General features: G+C 40.8%; 17 protein-coding genes. 6 read left to right on the forward strand and 11 right to left on the reverse strand.

Annotated elements, in window-relative coordinates; all coding sequences use genetic code 11:
* Positions 1–14: 14 nt before the first annotated feature.
* From BKK54_RS00580 to pth, 7 genes are all read right to left on the reverse strand, one after another.
* Positions 15–1,322, reverse strand: a complete 1,308-nt coding sequence (locus BKK54_RS00580) for a nucleobase:cation symporter-2 family protein (RefSeq protein WP_077540494.1) — start codon at positions 1,320–1,322, stop codon at positions 15–17.
* A gap of 301 nt (positions 1,323–1,623) precedes the next feature.
* Entirely contained in the window at positions 1,624–3,039 is a 1,416-nt protein-coding gene (locus tag BKK54_RS00585; protein ID WP_077540496.1) for a basic amino acid/polyamine antiporter, read from the reverse strand.
* A gap of 26 nt (positions 3,040–3,065) precedes the next feature.
* Entirely contained in the window at positions 3,066–3,647 is a 582-nt protein-coding gene (locus BKK54_RS00590; RefSeq protein ID WP_077540498.1) for a uracil-DNA glycosylase family protein, read from the reverse strand.
* A gap of 49 nt (positions 3,648–3,696) precedes the next feature.
* Complete coding sequence (locus BKK54_RS00595) at positions 3,697–4,596, reverse strand: homocysteine S-methyltransferase family protein (protein ID WP_077540500.1); 900 nt, start codon at positions 4,594–4,596, stop codon at positions 3,697–3,699.
* Positions 4,597–4,622: 26 nt separating this feature from the next.
* Complete coding sequence (locus tag BKK54_RS00600; protein WP_077540502.1) at positions 4,623–6,488, reverse strand: acyltransferase family protein; 1,866 nt, start codon at positions 6,486–6,488, stop codon at positions 4,623–4,625.
* A 63-nt stretch (positions 6,489–6,551) separates the two neighbouring features.
* Positions 6,552–7,643, reverse strand: a complete 1,092-nt coding sequence (ychF, locus tag BKK54_RS00605) for a redox-regulated ATPase YchF (RefSeq protein WP_077540504.1) — start codon at positions 7,641–7,643, stop codon at positions 6,552–6,554.
* A 48-nt stretch (positions 7,644–7,691) separates the two neighbouring features.
* Positions 7,692–8,276, reverse strand: a complete 585-nt coding sequence (gene pth / locus BKK54_RS00610) for an aminoacyl-tRNA hydrolase (protein ID WP_077540506.1) — start codon at positions 8,274–8,276, stop codon at positions 7,692–7,694.
* A 176-nt stretch (positions 8,277–8,452) separates the two neighbouring features.
* Here pth and BKK54_RS00615 point away from each other — a divergent pair, with 176 nt between their 5' ends.
* From BKK54_RS00615 to xseA, 3 genes are read left to right on the forward strand one after another with little or no spacing between them, the layout of a single operon-like run.
* Positions 8,453–8,767, forward strand: coding sequence for an RnfH family protein (locus BKK54_RS00615; protein WP_077540534.1), 315 nt, complete (start codon positions 8,453–8,455; stop codon positions 8,765–8,767).
* Positions 8,764–9,984 carry a cupin domain-containing protein gene (locus tag BKK54_RS00620; protein ID WP_077540508.1) on the forward strand — a complete coding sequence of 407 codons (1,221 nt, stop codon included), beginning with the start codon at positions 8,764–8,766 and terminating at the stop codon, positions 9,982–9,984. The genes BKK54_RS00615 and BKK54_RS00620 overlap by 4 nt, the downstream gene beginning before the upstream one ends.
* The gene (gene xseA, locus BKK54_RS00625; RefSeq protein ID WP_077540532.1) at positions 9,977–11,329 is read left to right on the forward strand and encodes an exodeoxyribonuclease VII large subunit; all 1,353 of its coding nucleotides are present in this window, start codon (positions 9,977–9,979) and stop codon (positions 11,327–11,329) included. Before BKK54_RS00620 ends, xseA begins: the two co-directional genes overlap by 8 nt.
* Positions 11,330–11,366: 37 nt before the next feature.
* On the opposite strand, the gene guaA is transcribed toward xseA, so the two are convergent.
* From guaA to guaB, 3 genes are all read right to left on the reverse strand, one after another.
* A complete protein-coding gene (guaA, locus tag BKK54_RS00630) occupies positions 11,367–12,926 on the reverse strand; it encodes a glutamine-hydrolyzing GMP synthase (protein ID WP_077540510.1) in 1,560 nt (519 codons plus the stop codon).
* A gap of 8 nt (positions 12,927–12,934) precedes the next feature.
* A complete protein-coding gene (locus tag BKK54_RS00635) occupies positions 12,935–13,609 on the reverse strand; it encodes an HAD family hydrolase (RefSeq protein ID WP_077540512.1) in 675 nt (224 codons plus the stop codon).
* A 100-nt stretch (positions 13,610–13,709) separates the two neighbouring features.
* On the reverse strand, positions 13,710–15,173 hold the full coding sequence (guaB, locus tag BKK54_RS00640; RefSeq protein WP_077540513.1) for an IMP dehydrogenase: 1,464 nt from the start codon (positions 15,171–15,173) through the stop codon (positions 13,710–13,712).
* Positions 15,174–15,307: 134 nt separating this feature from the next.
* Between guaB and birA the strand changes: the two genes are divergently transcribed.
* The gene (birA, locus tag BKK54_RS00645) at positions 15,308–16,213 is read left to right on the forward strand and encodes a bifunctional biotin--[acetyl-CoA-carboxylase] ligase/biotin operon repressor BirA (protein WP_077540515.1); all 906 of its coding nucleotides are present in this window, start codon (positions 15,308–15,310) and stop codon (positions 16,211–16,213) included.
* Positions 16,214–16,253: 40 nt separating this feature from the next.
* On the opposite strand, the gene BKK54_RS00650 is transcribed toward birA, so the two are convergent.
* Positions 16,254–17,081 carry a DUF5718 family protein gene (locus BKK54_RS00650; RefSeq protein WP_077540536.1) on the reverse strand — a complete coding sequence of 276 codons (828 nt, stop codon included), beginning with the start codon at positions 17,079–17,081 and terminating at the stop codon, positions 16,254–16,256.
* Between the two features lie 250 nt (positions 17,082–17,331).
* Between BKK54_RS00650 and BKK54_RS00655 the strand changes: the two genes are divergently transcribed.
* Both BKK54_RS00655 and BKK54_RS11870 read left to right on the forward strand, forming a co-directional pair.
* On the forward strand, positions 17,332–17,748 hold the full coding sequence (locus BKK54_RS00655; RefSeq protein WP_077540517.1) for a hypothetical protein: 417 nt from the start codon (positions 17,332–17,334) through the stop codon (positions 17,746–17,748).
* Positions 17,749–17,829: 81 nt separating this feature from the next.
* Positions 17,830–19,539 carry a M10 family metallopeptidase C-terminal domain-containing protein gene (locus BKK54_RS11870; protein WP_077540519.1) on the forward strand — a complete coding sequence of 570 codons (1,710 nt, stop codon included), beginning with the start codon at positions 17,830–17,832 and terminating at the stop codon, positions 19,537–19,539.
* Positions 19,540–19,591: the final 52 nt, after the last annotated feature.

Here is a 19,591-nt window from a genome sequence, read left to right on the forward strand (position 1 = left end):
CGTGTTTTTTCTCATTATTCTTTTGTGATTTGTTTATCTTCCGGCAAAATTAAATTCAATATTAATGCCAATAGTGAGCCAACCGTAATGCCTGATCCCAATACCTCTTTGAAAAAGTGCGGTAATTTATCAAGCAGTTCTGGACGGGTGGTGACCGCTAAACCGCAACCGATTGAAATAGCAATAATTAAGCCATTGCGTTTACTACGTTCCACTTTATCCAACATTTGAATTCCCGCGGCAATAATCATGGCGAACATCATTAAGCCTGCACCACCGAGTACCGGTAGAGGGATAGAGACGATTAATGCACCAAATACAGGGAATAATCCTGCTAATGCCAATAACACACCGGTTAATGCGACCACATGGCGACTTGCCACGCCGGTTAGAGAAATAACCCCGATATTTTGAGAGAATGAAGAAAACGGTGTGGTGGACATAATCGCCGCTAAAGCCGAGCCTAAACCATCTGCCAATACTCCGCCACGTAAATGTTTACCGGTAATTTCAGTATTAGTGGCATTTCCCAATGCAAGGAAATTGCCGCTAGATTCAACGATTGTGACCAAATAAGCAATGGACATTCCAATAATACCTGAAATAGGGAAGGCAAGCCCAAAGTGAAGCGGTTGGGGGACAGCAAAGGTTTGGGCGTTTTCCACACCGTCAAAATTCACCCAACCTAAAATAAGGCAGAGAACATAGCCTGTCATCATTCCAATTACAATAGCGGCGGCGGAGAAAATACCTTTCCCCCATTGAACCAACGCAACAACGATAACCAAGACAAAACTTGCCATCATCAAATTTTCCGGCGTGGCATAATTGGCATCACCACGCTGACCGCCGGCAAACCAATCCACCGCAACAGGAATTAAGCTCAAGCCAATCATCACCACCACTGTGCCGGTGACAACCGGTGGGAAAAGTTTACGAATATAAGGCATAAAAAAGCTACCGATAATCATCACTAAAGAGCCGACCAAGGAAGCCCCTAAAATCCCTGCGACACCATAATCGCTGAAACCAATAGCGAGGGCGGCGGCGACAAAGGTAAAACTGGTTCCCATCACACTGGGTAAGCGAATACCAATTGGACCTAGACCACGACATTGAATCACTGTGACCACGCCGGAAATTAATAATGCAGCGTTCACTAATGTGATCGTATCTTCTGTGGGGAGTTTTAAAACATTACCGATCACCAATGGCACGGCGATAATTCCCCCCAGTGCGGCTAATAAATGTTGTGCGGCAAGCAATAAACTCAATCCAAAAGGCGGTTTATCTTCAACGGAGTAGAGGAGTTGGTTGTTCATATTTTGGGTCCTTATGTAAAAGAAAGCGCGAATTATACGTTAAAGTGCTATATAAGGAAAACGTTTGCTTTTGTAGAGTAAAAGTGAGGTTGAGATTATCGGTATTATGTAGCAGTTGCACAAATCTGTTTTTGGGTAGGGACACACTGCGTGTGTCCGAATTTTAACCTATTGAAATGATTTGGCTTTATAACGGACATACGCAGTGTTCCCCTACATATCGTTGAAATTTCTACTTTTGTGTATTTGCTACATAATACCGAAAATTATACTGATTTTTGACCGCACTTAATGAATTGTCTTAGCCCCAATCAACATCGGTAAAGGCGCTATAAACCGCCCAAATAAAGAGAACTGCAATAATGGCGAGGACTAATTTCTCCCATTTGTTTAGATTGAATTTTCCGCCTTGGTATTGATAGCGAGAATATAAAAATAATCCTATTCCCGGCACATAAAGTAGAACGGAAAGTAGCAAATAATCCAGCCCAGCGGCATATAAAATCCACAAACCGTAAAGCGATGCCATCAAGCCTGTGAGTTTAATGTACCAAGGGGCATTTTGTTGAATGGAGAGCTTTAATAAATAGGCGCCAATTAAAAAATAAGGCACTAAAATCATTGAAGTGGAGATCAATAATAAAGCGTTATAACTTTTTCCTGTCAGCAAAACTAATAACAAACAAAGTTGTACGACAAATCCGGTAAACCAAAGGGAGTGAATTGGCGTGTTGTTTTCATTGAGTTTGTCGAAGATTTTCGGGAACGCACCGTTCTTAGCGCCACGATAAGGTACTTCGGCAGAGAACATTGTCCAACTAATGTAAGAGGCGACTACCGAGACAATTAAACAAGCGGTAATGATGATTTTTCCGCTACTCCCGATCATATGTTCAAGCAAACCTGCCATGGAGGGATTTGACATTGTAGCGATCGTTTCACGGGGTAAAATTCCTAAGGAAAGCACGGTGATTGCCACATATAAGGCAAGGGCGATGACAATTCCCAATACGGTGGCCAGCCCGACATCCGTACGTTTTTTTGCATGTGCTGATAATACCGCCGCACCTTCCACGCCGGTAAACACCCACAGAGTGATTAACATGGTGTTTTTTACTTGATCGGAGACATGATTATTTAACGCGGTCGCTTTTACATCATGGTTAAATGTTTCAGGGCTGAAGAACCATAGGGCGAGTATGATAAACAAGCACAGGGGAAAAACTTTCACAAAGGTGGCAATAAGGTTCACGGTTGCCGCTTCTTTTATCCCTTTGGCGATTAAAATATGTACAAGCCAGACAACGATTGAAGAACCAATAAATGAAGCGATAGTATTTCCCTGCCCGAAAATCACCGCACTTTCGCTATCGGTGAACGTACCCAATCCCTCAAAGGCAACCACTAAATAACCCACAATCCCGATAGTGGCGCAGAGCCAATAGCCCCAAGCAGACATAAATCCCATGAGATCGCCAAAACCTTCTCGTGCATAGGTGTAAATACCACCGTCTAATTCGGGGCGAAGTCGGGAAATGAAAAAGAACGAGAGACCGAGAAAAATAATTCCTATGCCCGTAATCGTCCAACCAATAATGAGCGCTTCCGAGCCGGCAACTTCCGCCATATTTTGCGGTAGGCTGAAAATACCCGAGCCAATCATTGAGCTCAACACTAATGCTGTCAGAGACAATAAGCCAATTTTTTTATTTGACATTATGCTTTCCTAAAAAATGATAAAAATTAAAGGGATAGAATGGTTTTCACATATTGTTGTAATGTTGGAATCACAGCTTGTTCAAACCATAGATTTTTTTGTAACCAAAGTTGATTGCGTGGTGATGGGTGAACTAAAGGAAAAAAGTGCGGTAGAAATTCACGATAGTTTTTTACTGTTTCCGTCACGTTTAAGGTATTTTGCGGTAAATAGTATTTTTGCGCATATTGCCCGATTAAGAGTGTGAGCTGAATATTTGGTAAAGTGGCTAAAATTTGAGGATGCCATTTTTCCGCAAAACCTTTGCGTGGTGGTAAATCGCCTGATTTACCTTTGCCCGGATAATAAAAATCCATAGGGATTACCGCAAACACCCCCGAATGATAAAACATATCACGATCAACACCTAGCCATTCACGCAGGCGATCGCCACTTTTATCGTTCCAATAAAGACGGGTTTGCTCTGCTTTTACACCGGGAGCCTGACCGACAATGTTAATACGAGCAGTGCTAGGGGCGGCAAAAAGTGGTTCAATATGGCGAACGGTGAAATCTTGATTTTGAGGATCATTGATAATCGCTGTTTTGATTTGATTGATCGTTTGCATAATTTATCTCGTTTCTGTTCATTGATGGAGAGGATATGTGATTGATCGCCTAACCAAATTTTTCTGCTAACGTCTTAATATGCTCCGGCCCAATTCCGCAACAGCCGCCAATAATGGTCGCACCGCTTTCAACCCATTTTTCCGCCCACACTAGATATTGTTGCGGGTTGAGATCCGCTCGGATTTCATCAAGCCCCTCATTTGCCGTCGCATCTTTGGGTTGGGGAGGAAAGGCATTGGCGTAAGCGCCAATACGAATGTTTGTTGCATGACGGGTTTTCAATGTTTCCTGTGTGACGAGCAAAGCCTGTTGAATGACTTCAGGTTGGCAACAGTTGAACAAAATTGTCGCCACGCCTAATTCGATCATTTTTTCGACCGCACTTTGCACTGTTTCACCGGAACGTAGGCGAGGGACATCAGTGGGTTCATCATCCTGTAAGGTAAAAGAAACCCAAAACGGGCGTGTATCTTTAGGTAATAAAGGTTTGATCGCTTGGGGTTCGGTAGCGGAACTTTGGGTTTCGCACAGCCAAAAATCCACATAAGGCGAAAGCCCGTCAATGATCGGTTGTGCAACTTCTTGTACGCGGTTCGGCTGATATAAATCAAAACGGTAAGAACCGAATAACGGCGGAATAGAGCCAGCAATTTTGATAGGTGAAACACCCGAATTTTCAACCGCACTTTTAGCTAAACGCCCGGCAAGATCCGCTAACATTTTTCCATCAGCCTGAAAACGTTGTTCCCCAATATGAAAAGGCACAACAGCATAACTGTTAGTGGTTATCACCTGGGCGCCACTTTTGATAAAATCCTCATGCACAGATTGAACGGCGATTGGCTGTTGATACAGGGCAAGTGCCGACCATTCGGGCTGTTTAAAAGGTGCTTTACGGCGTGCTAATTCACGCCCCATACCGCCGTCTAGAATGATGATGTTTGACATAGTGCTATTCTCGGATAATTAGAGGGTTATTTATATAAGTTTTGTACTTGTTCTTCTGAGAGAATTCTTTGGTATTTATTAAATTCTCGTCCCATATAGTAAGAGCCAAAATTTGTTAAGTGATCTTGATCGCCATAGAGATACCTTCCTTCAGATATAACACTATCTTTTGGTAAGTATTGCTGAGCGTCAATCCAATAAACATTTGGAATGTTTTTAATTAAATCATGAATGATTTCATTACTCGTATCAATATTGCCCATTCTACGAACCGGTTGTAAATATTTTTCAAGACCATATTTTTCCAATAAGTGACCACGAATAGGAGAACGGGTAATAGAACTGTTATTTGCAAAAACATAAACGGGTTTGGATTCTGCAAGTTTTTTCACCATTGCTTTAAATCTAGATTGAAAATTAGGAATAATATAGGAATCTGTTTCAAATCTTGGTACAGGTTGTCCTCCCATTCTCAAATCATAAAACCCAGAAATAAATACGATGTCATATTTTTCTACCTTATCCCATTGGGATTGGCATTCAGGTATAACATGAGAAGCGTCATTAACCATTACTTGACATTTAGGTCCTAAATTCAAAATCTCTGATTTCCATCCCTCTTTTTGGCCGACATAATCAAGAAAATATTCAAGATGTTCTGCATGGGAATCACCTATAGTTATAATTTTTGGAGGTAAATTATTCATACTTATAAAATCTTGAGTATTTTGTTCAATATACTCTTTTTCCTGTTTTAATTTTCCTTTCGCATAAATGTTATATCCGATTAGTGTAGCTGAAGGAATAAGATATAAATAGAAAAATACTTTTTTAAAGGTGAGCTTAGATTTTCTAATTGGCTGCTCAATAATGTAATAGCTTAGGATAGAAAAGATAACGGTAACTATTAAAATCCCTAATATTTGATAATTAGTTAATACCTTTTCTCCTGTAATGTAATAAGTAAAGGTGATAAATACCCAATGATATAGGTATAGCGAATAAGATATTTTTCCAATAAAAACAATAGCCTTATTTGATAAAAAGCTTTTTATCAGATTTTGTTTTGTTGTGCTATAAATAATCAGCGCAGATAGTATACAAGGAAGAATTAATGTTATACCAGGAATAAAGTTCATATTTTTGTGTATAAAAAACAAGCAAAAAATTAATAAAATTGTGCTTGAAATGGCAATAATATTGCTTGCTGATTTGCTGATTTGCTGATTTGTTAATTTATTAAAAATTGCTAAGAGTGAGCCAATTAATAATTCAGGAAAACGTAGGTTTGATAGATAGTAGATATTGGGTTGGTTTAAAACGTCTTTGTAGAAATTAATAGGGATAAAGGATGTTAAAATTAATGTTATAAAAAATAGTAATGTGATGTAAAGTAAGTTTTTTATTTTTCTGGATTTTTTATAAGAAAAAATAAGTAATAGTGGAAAAATTAAATAGTATTGTTCTTCAACAGCTAATGACCAAATATGTAATACAGGATTTTCATTGGCATTTAAATCAAAGTAACCTTGTGTGAATCCAAGATAGAAATTAGATGAAAATAATGTAGCTAATTCAATAGTTTTTCTTAATTGATTGAAATCATTATAAATGAAAATAGCGGAAGCAATAAAAGAAATCAGTGCCATAACGGTAATAAAGGCAGGGTAAATCCGTTTAATTCTCCTATTATAAAAATTTTGGAAAGTAAAACGATTTTCTTCTATTTCAGTGATAATAATTCCAGTAATTAAGAAACCTGAAATTACAAAGAAAATATCTACTCCAAGAAAGCCACCAGGAAGCCAAGTTTCATTTAAATGGAAAATGATGACTGAAATGACTGCAATTGCACGTAAACCATCAATTTCTGGACGATATTTAATAGACATAAAGTTCCCCAAATTTTTCTAAAAAAGACCGCACTTTAAAAGTGCGGTCGTGTTGAATTAGATTTATACATTGAAACGGAAGTGCATCACATCGCCGTCTTGCACGATGTAATCTTTCCCTTCTAAACGCCATTTACCGGCTTCTTTCGCACCGTTTTCACCTTTGTATTGAATAAAATCTTCATAGGCGATGACTTCGGCACGAATAAAACCTTTCTCGAAATCCGTGTGAATAACGGCAGCGGCTTTTGGTGCGGTTGCGCCTACGGAAACCGTCCACGCACGCACTTCTTTTACACCGGCGGTGAAGTAGGTTTGAAGATTTAATAAGGCGTATCCTGCACGAATCACACGGTTCAAGCCGGGTTCTTCAATACCTAAATCTTGTAAAAACTCTGTTTTTTCTTCCTCTTCCAATTCCGCAATTTCCGCTTCAATGGCGGCACATACCGGCACAACTACCGAGCCTTCTTTTTCGGCAAACTCACGAACTTTGTCAAGATACGGGTTGTTTTCAAAACCGTCTTCATTAACGTTGGCGATATACATCGTCGGTTTTAGAGTGAGGAAGTTATAGCTTTTAATCGCAAGTAACTCTTCTTTATCGAGAGGAACGGAGCGGATCATCCCCGCTTCAGAAAGGATGGGAAGGATTTTTTCCATCACTGAAAGCTCAAATTTCGCTTCTTTATCACCGCCTTTGGCACGTTTTTGTAAGCGTTGAATGGCTCGCTCGCAACTATCTAAATCAGCAAGGGCAAGTTCGGTATTGATGGTTTCAATATCGTTTAACGGATCGATTTTCCCCGCCACGTGAACAATATCGTCATTTTCAAAACAGCGAACAACATGACCAATCGCATCGGTTTCACGAATGTTTGCTAAGAATTTATTACCCAAGCCTTCGCCTTTACTTGCACCTGCCACTAAACCAGCGATATCCACAAATTCCATGGTGGTTGGAAGGACACGCTCCGGCTTGACGATTTCTGCAAGAGCATCAAGGCGGGGGTCCGGCATTGGGACAACGCCGGTGTTTGGTTCAATTGTACAGAACGGATAATTCGCCGCTTCAATACCTGCTTTAGTGAGCGCATTAAAAAGGGTGGATTTCCCTACGTTTGGTAAGCCCACGATACCACATTTAAATCCCATATTTTTTCCTTATATTGAGTCAAAAAAGTTGCGAAAATGACCGCACTTTTAAATTTTAAAACTGTTTAAGCGATTAATCGCCTTTACTATGCCGTCTTTAAAAATCATCTCTACGCAATCTGTTGCCTCGTCCAAGGCTTTTTCAAGCACATTACGCTCTGTCGGAGACGGTTTACTTAGCACATAAGAGGCTACCAAATCACGATGTCCTGGATGTCCAATGCCAAGGCGTAAACGGTAAAAATTGTTACTATTTCCTAACTGCGCCACAATATCTTTTAAGCCGTTATGTCCGCCGTGTCCGCCGCCTTGTTTGAGTTTTGCCGTGCCGGGTGATAAATCCAACTCGTCATGAATCACAAGAATTTCTTCCGGTTTGATTCGATAAAATCCCGCCAGTGCGCCTACGGATTTACCGCTTAAGTTCATAAAGGTGGTCGGCACAAGCAGGCGGACTTCTTTTCCATTCACCAACGTGCGGGCGGTTTTACCGAAGAATTTATTGTCGGGGTTAAGCGTAACATTGAAACGATACGCTAAACGTTCTACCAACCATTCACCGGCATTATGCCGTGTCTCGGCATATTTATCGCCAGGGTTACCAAGTCCAACAATGAGTTTAATTTCAGACATATTGCATAATGATGTTAAAAATAGTGGCGTATTGTAGCGAAATGCAGGTAAATTCTCAATCTATAACGCAAGAACAAGCACGCCCGCCAAAATTAATATATTTCCTTATTTTATCGTTAAAATTGACCGCACTTTTCCGCTATAATAGCCAAAATTTTTTGTATAAAGAAAGCATAATGAATCAGATCAATATTGAAATCGCCTATGCCTTGCCGGAACGCTATTATTTAAAATCTTTTCAAGTGGAGGAGGGCACAATGGTACAAACTGCCATTTTGCAATCTGGTATTCTGCAACAATTTACCGACATTGATTTACGTGAGAATAAAGTGGGCATTTTCAGTCGTCCGACAAAATTAACCGATATATTGAAAGAGGGTGATCGTGTTGAAATTTATCGTCCCTTACTGGCTGATCCGAAAGAAATCCGCCGTAAACGGGCTGCAGAACAAGCCGCTCAAGCCAATAAAGAAAAAGGAGTCCAAAAATGACCGCACTTTCCCAAGCCGATTTTTGCTTACCCGAGCATATTACCCCTGAAATTTTCTTGCGGGATTATTGGCAGAAAAAGCCACTCATTATCCGCAACGGTTTGCCCGAAATTGTGGGGCAGTTTGAACCGCAAGATATTATCGAATTGGCGCAAAATGAAGATGTCACGGCACGTTTAATTAAAACCTTTTCGGATGATGATTGGAAAGTGTTTTTTAGCCCTTTAACGGAACAGGATTTTAAACATTTGCCACAGAAATGGTCGGTGCTGGTGCAAAATATGGAACAATGGTCGCCGGAATTAGGACAACTTTGGAACAAATTTGGTTTTATTCCCCAATGGCAACGTGATGACATTATGGTGTCTTATGCGCCGAAAGGCGGCTCGGTGGGCAAACATTATGATGAATATGATGTGTTTTTAGTGCAAGGCTATGGCCGCCGCCGTTGGCAGTTGGGAAAATGGTGTGATCCGAGTACCGAATTTAAACCGAATCAGCCGATTCGTATTTTTGACGATATGGGAGAGTTGGTGATTGATGAGGTTATGAATCCGGGTGATATTCTTTATATTCCCGCCCGTATGGCACATTATGGTGTGGCGGAGGAAGATTGTTTGACTTTTTCTTTCGGCTTGCGTTATCCGAATTTGACCCATTTAATTGATGGCATTAGTAAAGGTTTTTGCCATCAAGATCCGGATTTGAATTTAAGCGAATTTGATTTACCGCTTCGCTTAACGCAATCGGTACAGCGTAGCGGTAAGCTTGCCGACGAAAATATTCAGGTGATGAAACAACAACTACTGGATAAACTAGCCCATTCAGAAGCCTTTGATAAGTTATTCAAACAGGCAGTGGCGAGTGCGGTGAGTTCACGCCGTTATGAACTGTTGGTTTCTGAAGAAATGAGTGATCCTGAAGAGGTACGTGCCGATTTAGAACAGGGGGCGTTACTTTGTCAGGATAATAATTGCAAGTTGCTCTACACGGAAAATCCCCTTCGCATTTATGCCAATGGCGAATGGTTGGATGAGTTAAACTTGGTGGAAACGGAAGTTTTGAAACGCTTAGCGGACGGTGAATACTTAGATTGGGCGTTTTTAACGGATTTAACGAATGAAACGGAAGATCCGGAAACGACGATGGAATTATTGTTAGATTCAATTTGTAACTGGCTGGACGATGGCTGGGTGTTGCTCGATGAATATGTCTGATAATATTTATTCCGTATCCCAACTCAATAATGCGGCACGCCAAATGTTGGAAAACAATTTTTCACAAATTTGGCTGACGGGGGAAATTTCTAATTTTACCCAACCGGTATCGGGGCATTGGTATCTCACCTTAAAAGATGAAAATGCACAGGTGCGTTGTGCGATGTTTCGTATGAAAAATTTGCGTGTAGCGTTTCGTCCGCAAAACGGTATGCAAGTCTTGGTGCGTGCTAATGTGAGTTTATACGAGCCACGGGGGGATTACCAACTCATCATTGAATCCATGCATTCTGCGGGTGAAGGCTTGTTACAACAGCAATTTGAAGCCCTGAAAATGAAATTGGCGGCAGAAGGACTCTTTGCTCAAAATCTCAAGAAAAATTTACCGCACTTTAGTAAAGCCGTAGGGATTATCACTTCCTCTACCGGCGCAGCATTACAAGATATTTTGCACATTTTGGCTCGTCGTGATCCGAGTTTGAAGGTAGTGATTTATCCCACAGCCGTGCAAGGCAAAGAGGCAACGGCTGAGATTGTGCAGATGATCGAACTGGCAAATGTACGGCGAGAAGTGGACGTGCTGATTGTCGGGCGGGGCGGCGGTTCGTTAGAAGATCTTTGGTGTTTTAATGAGGAATCTGTTGCACGTGCGATTTTTCGCTCCACGTTACCGATTATCAGTGCCGTAGGTCATGAAACGGATGTCACTATTGCCGATTTTGTTGCTGATCTTCGTGCGCCGACTCCCTCGGCGGCGGCAGAATTGGTCAGCCGAAATCAAGGGGAGTTACTGCAACAACTCCGCCATCAGCAACAGCGTTTAGATATCGCGCTTGACCGATTATTAACAGAAAAAAGCCAGCATTTAAAGCAACTAACATTGCGTTTACAAAATCAACATCCGCAGAATCAACTGCGTGTTCAACAGGCAAAAAATGAGCAACTTGTCCAACGTTTACAATTTGCGATGAAACGTCAGGTTGAAAAAACACAGCAAAAATTGACCGCGCTTTCGGTACGCATACAGCAAAACCCATTGCCTTATCGAGTGCAACGCCATCAACAGCATTTAGAACAACTTCAAGTGCGGTTAAATTTTCGTATAAATCGCCAAGTGGCGGAAAACCAAAATAAATTGGCAACATTATGTGGAAAACTTGACGGATTAAGCCCATTGAAAGTGTTGGCTCGTGGTTATTCCATTGCTCAAAACACTCAAGGAAAAGCGATCACAAGTGTGAAAGATGTCGCTCAAGAAGAATTGATCACCACGAAAATGACTGATGGAAAGATTATTAGCCGGATTGTGGAAATTAAGGTTGATACCTATCACAAAATTTTGTAAAGGTATTAAAAAAGTGCGGTATAACCGCACTTTTTTGTTATTCCCATTCAATTGTTGCAGGTGGCTTTCCGCTTACATCATAGACGACACGAGAGATACCATTCACTTCATTGATAATCCGGTTGGAGATTTTGCCTAATAACTCGTATGGTAAATGCGCCCAATGAGCGGTCATAAAGTCGATGGTTTCAACGGCTCGGAGAGAAACAACCCAGTCATATTTACGACCGTCCCCCATTACGCCGACGGATTTCACCGGAAGGAACACGGTGAAGGCTTGGCTGACTTTGTAATACCAATCTGCTTTGTGTAATTCTTCAATAAAAATCGCATCGGCACGGCGGAGGAGATCGCAGTATTCTTTTTTCACCTCACCTAACACACGCACCCCTAACCCCGGTCCCGGGAATGGATGGCGATTGAGCATTTCTGCAGGTAAACCGAGCGCTAAACCGATTTTACGCACTTCATCTTTGAAAAGTTCACGCAATGGTTCGACCAAGCCAAGTTTCATATAATCCGGCAAACCACCCACATTATGGTGTGATTTGATCACATGGGCTTTGCCTGTTTTGCTGGCGGCAGATTCAATGACATCAGGATAAATCGTACCTTGTGCCAACCATTTTACATTTGGCAATTTTTTCGATTCATCATCAAACACATCGACGAAGACTTTACCGATGATTTTACGCTTCGCTTCCGGTTCGTCCACGCTGGCGAGTTCGCTTAGGAAACGATCTTCTGCATTCACTCGAGTAATATTTAAGCCGAATTTATTACCGAACATTTCCATCACTTGATCGCCTTCGTTTAAGCGTAATAAGCCGTTATCCACGAAGACGCAGTGTAAGTTTTTGCCGATTGCACGGTGCAATAATAAGGCGACAACAGAGGAATCTACGCCACCTGATAAGCCTAAAATCACCTCATCATCGCCCACTTGGTTTTTAATACGGGCGACCGCATCTTCAATAATATTTTCAGCCGTCCACTTGGTCTCACAACCACAAATGTTCACCACAAAATTCGTTAATAATTCTAAACCACTTTTGGTGTGGGTAACTTCAGGGTGGAATTGCACACCATAGAAATGGCGGCTTTCATCAGACATGGCGGCGATTGGACAAGTTGGTGTTGTACCGGTTACATTGAAGTTAGTAGGCAAACGAGTCACTTTATCGCCGTGGCTCATCCAAACATCTAACTTGTTATCGCCATCGTTGAGATTGGCAAAAAGTGCGGTCGAATTTTCCAATGAAACAGAGGCATAACCAAACTCACGGTGATCGGAGGTTTCCGTTAAACCGCCTAATTGCATTGCCATCGTTTGCATACCGTAACAAATACCCAGCACGGGAACACCGGCATTAAAAATATATTCCGGCGCACGTGGGCTGTTTTCCTCTGTGGTGCTTTCAGGTCCGCCGGAAAGAATAATCCCCGTTGGATTAAATTCACGAATTTGTTCTTCCGTGACATCCCACGCCCAAAGTTCGCAGTACACCCCAATTTCACGCACACGACGTGCGATCAGCTGGGTATATTGTGAACCAAAGTCGAGGATGAGGATTTTATGATGGTGAATGTTTGTCATTTTTTACCTTAATAAGATGAATGATGTAATTTTTGAATAATGGTTGAAATTTCGATCATATCCTTGCCACAATAATCGGCTTCGGATTGGTCAATAAGTATTCGTTTTTCTTCGTAGGCAATCACAGGAATACCGGCAGATTTTGCCGCTTGAATGCCGAAAAATGAATCCTCAATCGCTACGGCATTTTTTGCTTGCACATCTAATTTTTTGAGGGTGTAGCGATAAATTGTCGGATCAGGCTTGCTACGTTCAAATTGTTCGCCACTGACAATAAAATCAAAGTGTTGAATGATACCACATTTCGTCAAAATAGTCTGAATATGTTCAAGGCGAGAAGAGGAGGCTACTGCCAGTTTAATATGGTGTTGTTTGGCAAAATCAATAATTTTTTGAATATCAGAACGGAAAATTGAAGGATAATCCACTTTTGAAAAAAGTTGATTGAAAAAATCAAAATAGCGTTGTTTGATTTCTTCTAATGGTAATGAAGAACCACTTAATTTTTTTACAATTTCAGGAATGTCAGACAACCCTTTTCCTACCAATTCTGAATATTCGAGTGGAGTTAAAGTGCGGTCGTGTTCTTTGATGGATTCAATAAACTGTGTTTGTAAGCCGTATTCTAAAAATTCAGTATCGACAATCACACCATCCATATCAAAGATAATTGCTTGGAGCATAGGGCTTCCTTATTCAGTATAAACGTTCAAATTTTGAAAAACTTTGTGAAAAATGACCGCACTTTAAACAACAAAAGTGGGCTAAAGCCCACTTTACAGCTTACCCCATTCGATAATTCGGGGCTTCTTTAGTAATCGTCACATCGTGAACGTGGCTTTCTTTAATACCTGCACCGCTGATTCGTACAAATTCCGCTTTAGTACGAAGTTCATCAATGGTGGCACAGCCCGTTAAGCCCATACAAGAACGTAATCCGCCCATTTGTTGGTGGATAATTTCTTTTAGGTAACCTTTGTATGGAATACGTCCTTCAATACCTTCCGGCACGAGTTTGTCGGCGGCGTTATCCGATTGGAAATAGCGATCCGATGAGCCTTTCGCCATGGCACCCAATGAACCCATACCACGATAAGATTTAAAGGCACGACCTTGGTAAAGCTCAATTTCACCAGGGGCTTCTTCCGTGCCGGCAAACATTGACCCCACCATCACACAGCTTGCACCGGCAGCGAGGGCTTTGGCAATATCACCGGAGAAACGGATACCGCCGTCAGCAATGACCGGAATACCACGATCTTTCAAGGCTTCTGCGGCATCGGCAATCGCCGTGATTTGTGGTACGCCCACACCGGTGACGATACGAGTGGTACAGATTGAGCCGGGGCCAATCCCTACTTTCACGGCGCTTGCTCCGGCATCAGCCAAAGCAATAGCACCTTCAGCTGTCGCAATATTACCGGCGATGATAGGAAGATCTGGGTATTTGGCACGGGTTTCACGCACACGTTGTAGCACACCTTCGGAATGACCGTGTGAAGAGTCTATTAACAATACATCGACGCCCGCCTTGACTAAAGCATCAATACGTTCTTCATTACCCGGGCCAGCCCCCACAGCCGCACCTACACGCAAACGTCCGAATTCATCTTTACAGGCGTTCGGCTTACTTTCGGCTTTTTGGTAGTCTTTTAGGGTAATCATCCCTTTTAATTTGAAATTGTCGTTTACCACCAATACTTTTTCCACACGATTTTCATGCATTAAGTGGAAAATTTCTTCACGGGATGCCCCTTCTTTGACGGTGACTAATCGCTCTTTTGGCGTCATAAAATCCGCTACCGTTTTACTTAAATCTGAAATGAAACGGGTATCACGGCCAGTGATAATACCTACCAGATTTTTCTCCGCATCAACCACAGGATAACCCGCAAAGCCGTTTTTCTTCGTGAGTTCAGCGAGTTCTGCAAGGGTGAGGGTAGGGGACACGGTAACCGGTTCGGAAACAATACCACTCTCGAATTTTTTCACCTTACGCACACGATCAGCTTGGCGTTCAATGGACATATTTTTGTGAATAAAGCCAATCCCGCCTTCTTGTGCAAGGGAAATCGCCAATTTAGTTTCGGTGACCGTATCCATCGCCGCAGAGAGCATAGGGATATTCAGCCGAATGGTTTTAGTGAGTTGGGTTGAAAGATTAGCCGTGTTTGGAAGCACGGTAGAATGTGCCGGGACAAGAAGAACATCATCAAATGTCAGCGCTTCTTTTTTGATTCTAAGCATAGCAATATTTCCGTCGTTAAAAATGAATGTTAAAAAATATTGCGGCGGGATTATACAGATTTTATATGGTGTTGAAAATGAAATTTTTAGATTTTATGCTATGATTTGCAAACGTTTTCGTGATGGGAAGAAGTATGAATTTGGCATTATTAACCAGTTTGTCCGATTGCACGCCAAAAGTGCGGTCAGAATTGGCGACATTTTCGCAAAATGTGGCTTTTGATGTGCAGCAGTTGAGAGAGTTGGGGCTAAATATTGAAGAAAATTCCTCACACTATCAATTAATACCGGAGTTGCCTTTACTCAATTTACTGCAAATTTCAACCGCTCTTTTGCCCTATCGGGTACATTATGAACAGGTAATATCCTCCACTAATGAATGGATTTTACAAAATATTGCTCATCTTCAAAAAGGCGATCTTTGTCTTGCGGAATATCAAACGGCGGGGCGTGGGCGGCGTGGTCGTCAATGGCTGTCACCTTTTGCCGGTCAAATGATGTTTAGTTTTTATTGGACATTCGATCCTAAAAAATCAATTGAAGGGTTGAGTTTAGTCGTGGGGCTTGCGATTGCAGAGACGCTTGGTGCGAAAGTGAAATGGCCGAATGATATTTTATTTAATGGGCGAAAACTGGGCGGTATTCTAGTTGAGATTCCGAATGTAAAAAATGGTTATTTAAACCTTGTTATTGGTGTAGGAATCAATGTGTCGTTACCGGAAAAAACAGGTATTAACCAACCTTATACACAATTGTGTGAAATTGATCCGAATGCGGATCGCCAAATTTTATTTCCGAAATTAATTCAACATCTGTATAGGCATTTAAACCGTTTTGAAAAAGAAGGGATTAGTGAAGAATTTCGACAAGTCTGGCAGAGACATAATGCGTTTTCTTACCAAGAGGTGAATGTTCTTACTGAGCAGGGTGTGGTTTCCGGTATTGAGCAAGGTATTGATGAGCGAGGACGCTTACAAGTACAATGCGGAAATGAACTACGCACTTTTAACGGTGGCGAAGTTTCCCTACGTAGAAAATAAGTGCGGTTAAAAATTTCGCTGTTTTTAACCGCAGTTAGATTTAAATCACCCTTTGTATGAGAGAGGAAATATCACTCTCAAATTGCTCTTTTTCTGCCATTTCAGTGATTTGAGAATGAGAGTAGCGTTTAGCGTTATACACCGCTACAATACTGGTATCGCCAACTTGCAGGAAATGGTGTTCGCCAAAGTCGGTGTAACGTGTTGCGCCAATGCTGATAATGGCTTGTCTCGGATAATTTGCCGTTTTAAGTAATGCTGCGATATTGTTCATCGGACCTTCATCAAGCTGATTATTCATCCGATCGATAATCCAATCCAATAATTTTTGATGAAAATAGCTATACCCCACCGCTGGGCTATCAATGCCGTACTCATTCATTACGCCATTGCGTTTATGGAAGCAGGCGATATGGAAATTGTCCAACACACCGCCAGTGTTGAAATGATCTAAGGCTAACCAATTTGCCGCAATGCCTTTAGATTTCTCTCCCCAGTTCTTTTTCTCGCAAATTTTGCGAGCGTTTGGGCGGCGAATGGAGCAGTCGTTATAAGCGGCAAAATGAGTCGGCAAAAGTGCGGTCACTTTTCCGAGAGAATATTGAATTTCGCACATTAAGGCAATTTCAGGTTCAATTTGTAGATTATCCGCATCATTTGGGAAACGAATTTCTGAATGGGAAAGGGGATAGGTGGACAGAAATTGATACTCGTCCAAGTTTTCACTTGGTACATAAAAAGGGAAAATCGCTTTGGGCTGCACAGCCTCTAGCGTTTTCACCTGTAAAAAATCTGCTGCCTCACCCGCTTGTTCTAAATGGCCGGCAAAATTACCCGCCACGCCTAAGCCGATAAAATTGTTATGCATTGTATTCTCCTTGATAAAAATTGTTTGAATTTTAACGTTTAGTGAATGAAAAATCATTAAGAAATGATTTTTTGCTTTTGCTGGAAGCATTATTTATCCTCTATTTTATGTTGAGTTAAGCATTGATTTTTATTAGGCAGAATATATAGGATTGATCAAAAAAAAAACAATATATAATCAAAAATTGTTCGATTTATGAGGAGGAATGTGATCATTTCTCAATATTTTTTACCTATTTTATGGAGGTTATATGAATAAAATGAAAAATATTGTAAACGTTAATGCCGTTGAAGAAAATTTGCCGCCAACTCAGACCGAGGGATTAGTTGATGAAAGTGTTGCCCCACAAAAAAGCACATCTATACAGGCTACGGAAGCTCAATTTGCATCTGAAAAATTACCTGAAGAACAGTTGGAAGGAACTGTAGAAGGGAGTGAAAAAGGGGAGTCTTCATTTAAATGGTATTTTTTAGGCGGATTAGCGGCATTTGGTGGAGGCATTGCTTTATTGTCTGGTAGTAGAAGTAATGGTGGAGGGCAATCTGTTGAGAAAAAAACTGATGAGGCGCAACAAGGTTCATCAATTGAAGAGCAAAATGCAATGTTACCTCCTACATCGTTAAAACCACAACCAAGTGTGGAAAGTAAGACGGAAGAAAAAAATTAAATTCAACTAGAGCAAAATCAGCCAGAGCAAATAAAATCAGACGCTCAGTCAGAGGAAAATGTATCCGAAAAAGCGATCAGTTTGAAATCTTATCAATATGATTTTGAAGCCTTTAAAATTAACAGCCAGCTTGATAGTGATAAAGACGGTTTATTTGATGTGCTTGATCCGAATCCTCAGCGTTGGAACGTATCAGAACGGGATTTACGTACTTTTAGTACGCTTTCTTACATGGATGAAAAAGAACTTAAAGCCATTTTTAACGATAAAGAAGATTTAATCGAATGGAATAAAATTAACGAAGACAAAAAGGAAGGATTTAATCTGAGTTTTAGTGAGGAAGAGGGGAGAGATTTTGTTAAGAATTGGGAATTTGTTGAAGCTGAACATAAAGGCGATTTTTTAGGGAGTGGTTTAGATTATGCCATTTTTGGTCAAGGTAAAAAAGAGAATAGTGGCTATGAGCAATTAGTATTTTCTTTTAGAGGTTCTAAGGGTAAATGGCTCAATTTTCAAGATTGGTATGCAGATTTAAAAGCCCTACGTGGTGTTACACCGAAGCAGGCAGAACAGATAGAAAAAGAAGAGAACATTAGAGAGTTACTAGAAAAGTCTGATTCGGTTTATGCCACAGGGCATTCGCTAGGTGGTTATTTATCTCAGTATTTTACTGCTTATGTAATGCAACAAAGCCCTGAATTACAGGCAAAAATGAAACATAGTGCGATTTTTAATCCACTGATGCTTTTAACGACTAGAGAATCAGAGGAAGCATTGGATCTGGCTCGTATTAATAATGACCGCTTGGTTAAAGAGGAGATCAGTAATGATGATGTTACCAGCAATGTCCCATACTATAAAACCAATTCCTATGTGATTAATGGGGAGTTTTTGGCTGATGGGGGAGTACCGAGCAGTGTTGTTAGTACAGCAACTGGAGGAGGTGCAGTCATCGGAGCCATTAGTCTTGGTATACTGGGTCTTATTACTGGAGGTTTAGGCTTAGGAATTGCTGCTGGTGGGCTTATTGGTGCAGGGGTAGGCAATTCTCTTGCTAAAGAAGTAAAAGATAAAATTGGTGATGGCTTTGGGACTTACGAAAATGCTGTTCGTTTTGAACCTGAAAAAAGAGATTGGCTAGATTCACATTCGTTGATACGCTTTTACGAGAAAACCGATAAATTGGTTGAGCATTTTTCTTTCGGTAGTCGTCACGATAAATGGCAAGATATGCCAAATGCTTATACTCAAGATAGCGATAATGATGGTATTGCTGATGTTGTTGAGCGTTATTTCCATTCAGATCCCTATGATTCTAAGAGTACGGTTGCCTACACTCAATTACAAGAAAATGGAAAGTCTGAAGGAGAGAGTTTGCCAACGGTTGTTTATCAATTAGGGGAACAAACTAATTTTTCTAGCCGTTCGACTGCTCAGATTGAACATATTTTAGGGAATGATCGGGATAACCGGCTAGACGGTGGGGAGGGTAACAATATTCTTTCAGGTGGAAAAGGTAAGGATGTTTTTGTATTAGGGAATAATGATTTTAAAAATCAAGAGCTTAATATAATTGTAGATTTTGATGCTCAAGAGGATAAGCTAGATTTATCTGTATTGGGAATTACACAACATTTCGACAGGTTATTTTCTAATGATGTGAAGGCAAATACGCTTTTACATTGGGACACAGAAAATCAAACATTAAATTATCAGGTGGACAATCAAAGTTTTGTCTTAGCTCAAATTTTGAATAAAACTGAGGTAGGTGTAGAAAATATCGTGTTTTAATGGTGATAATTTAGTCATTTAATAGCAATTTATAATTTTTTTGTAAAAAGTG

The sequence above is a fragment of the Rodentibacter genomosp. 1 genome (genome assembly GCF_001999285.1).
GTDB lineage: Bacteria > Pseudomonadota > Gammaproteobacteria > Enterobacterales > Pasteurellaceae > Rodentibacter.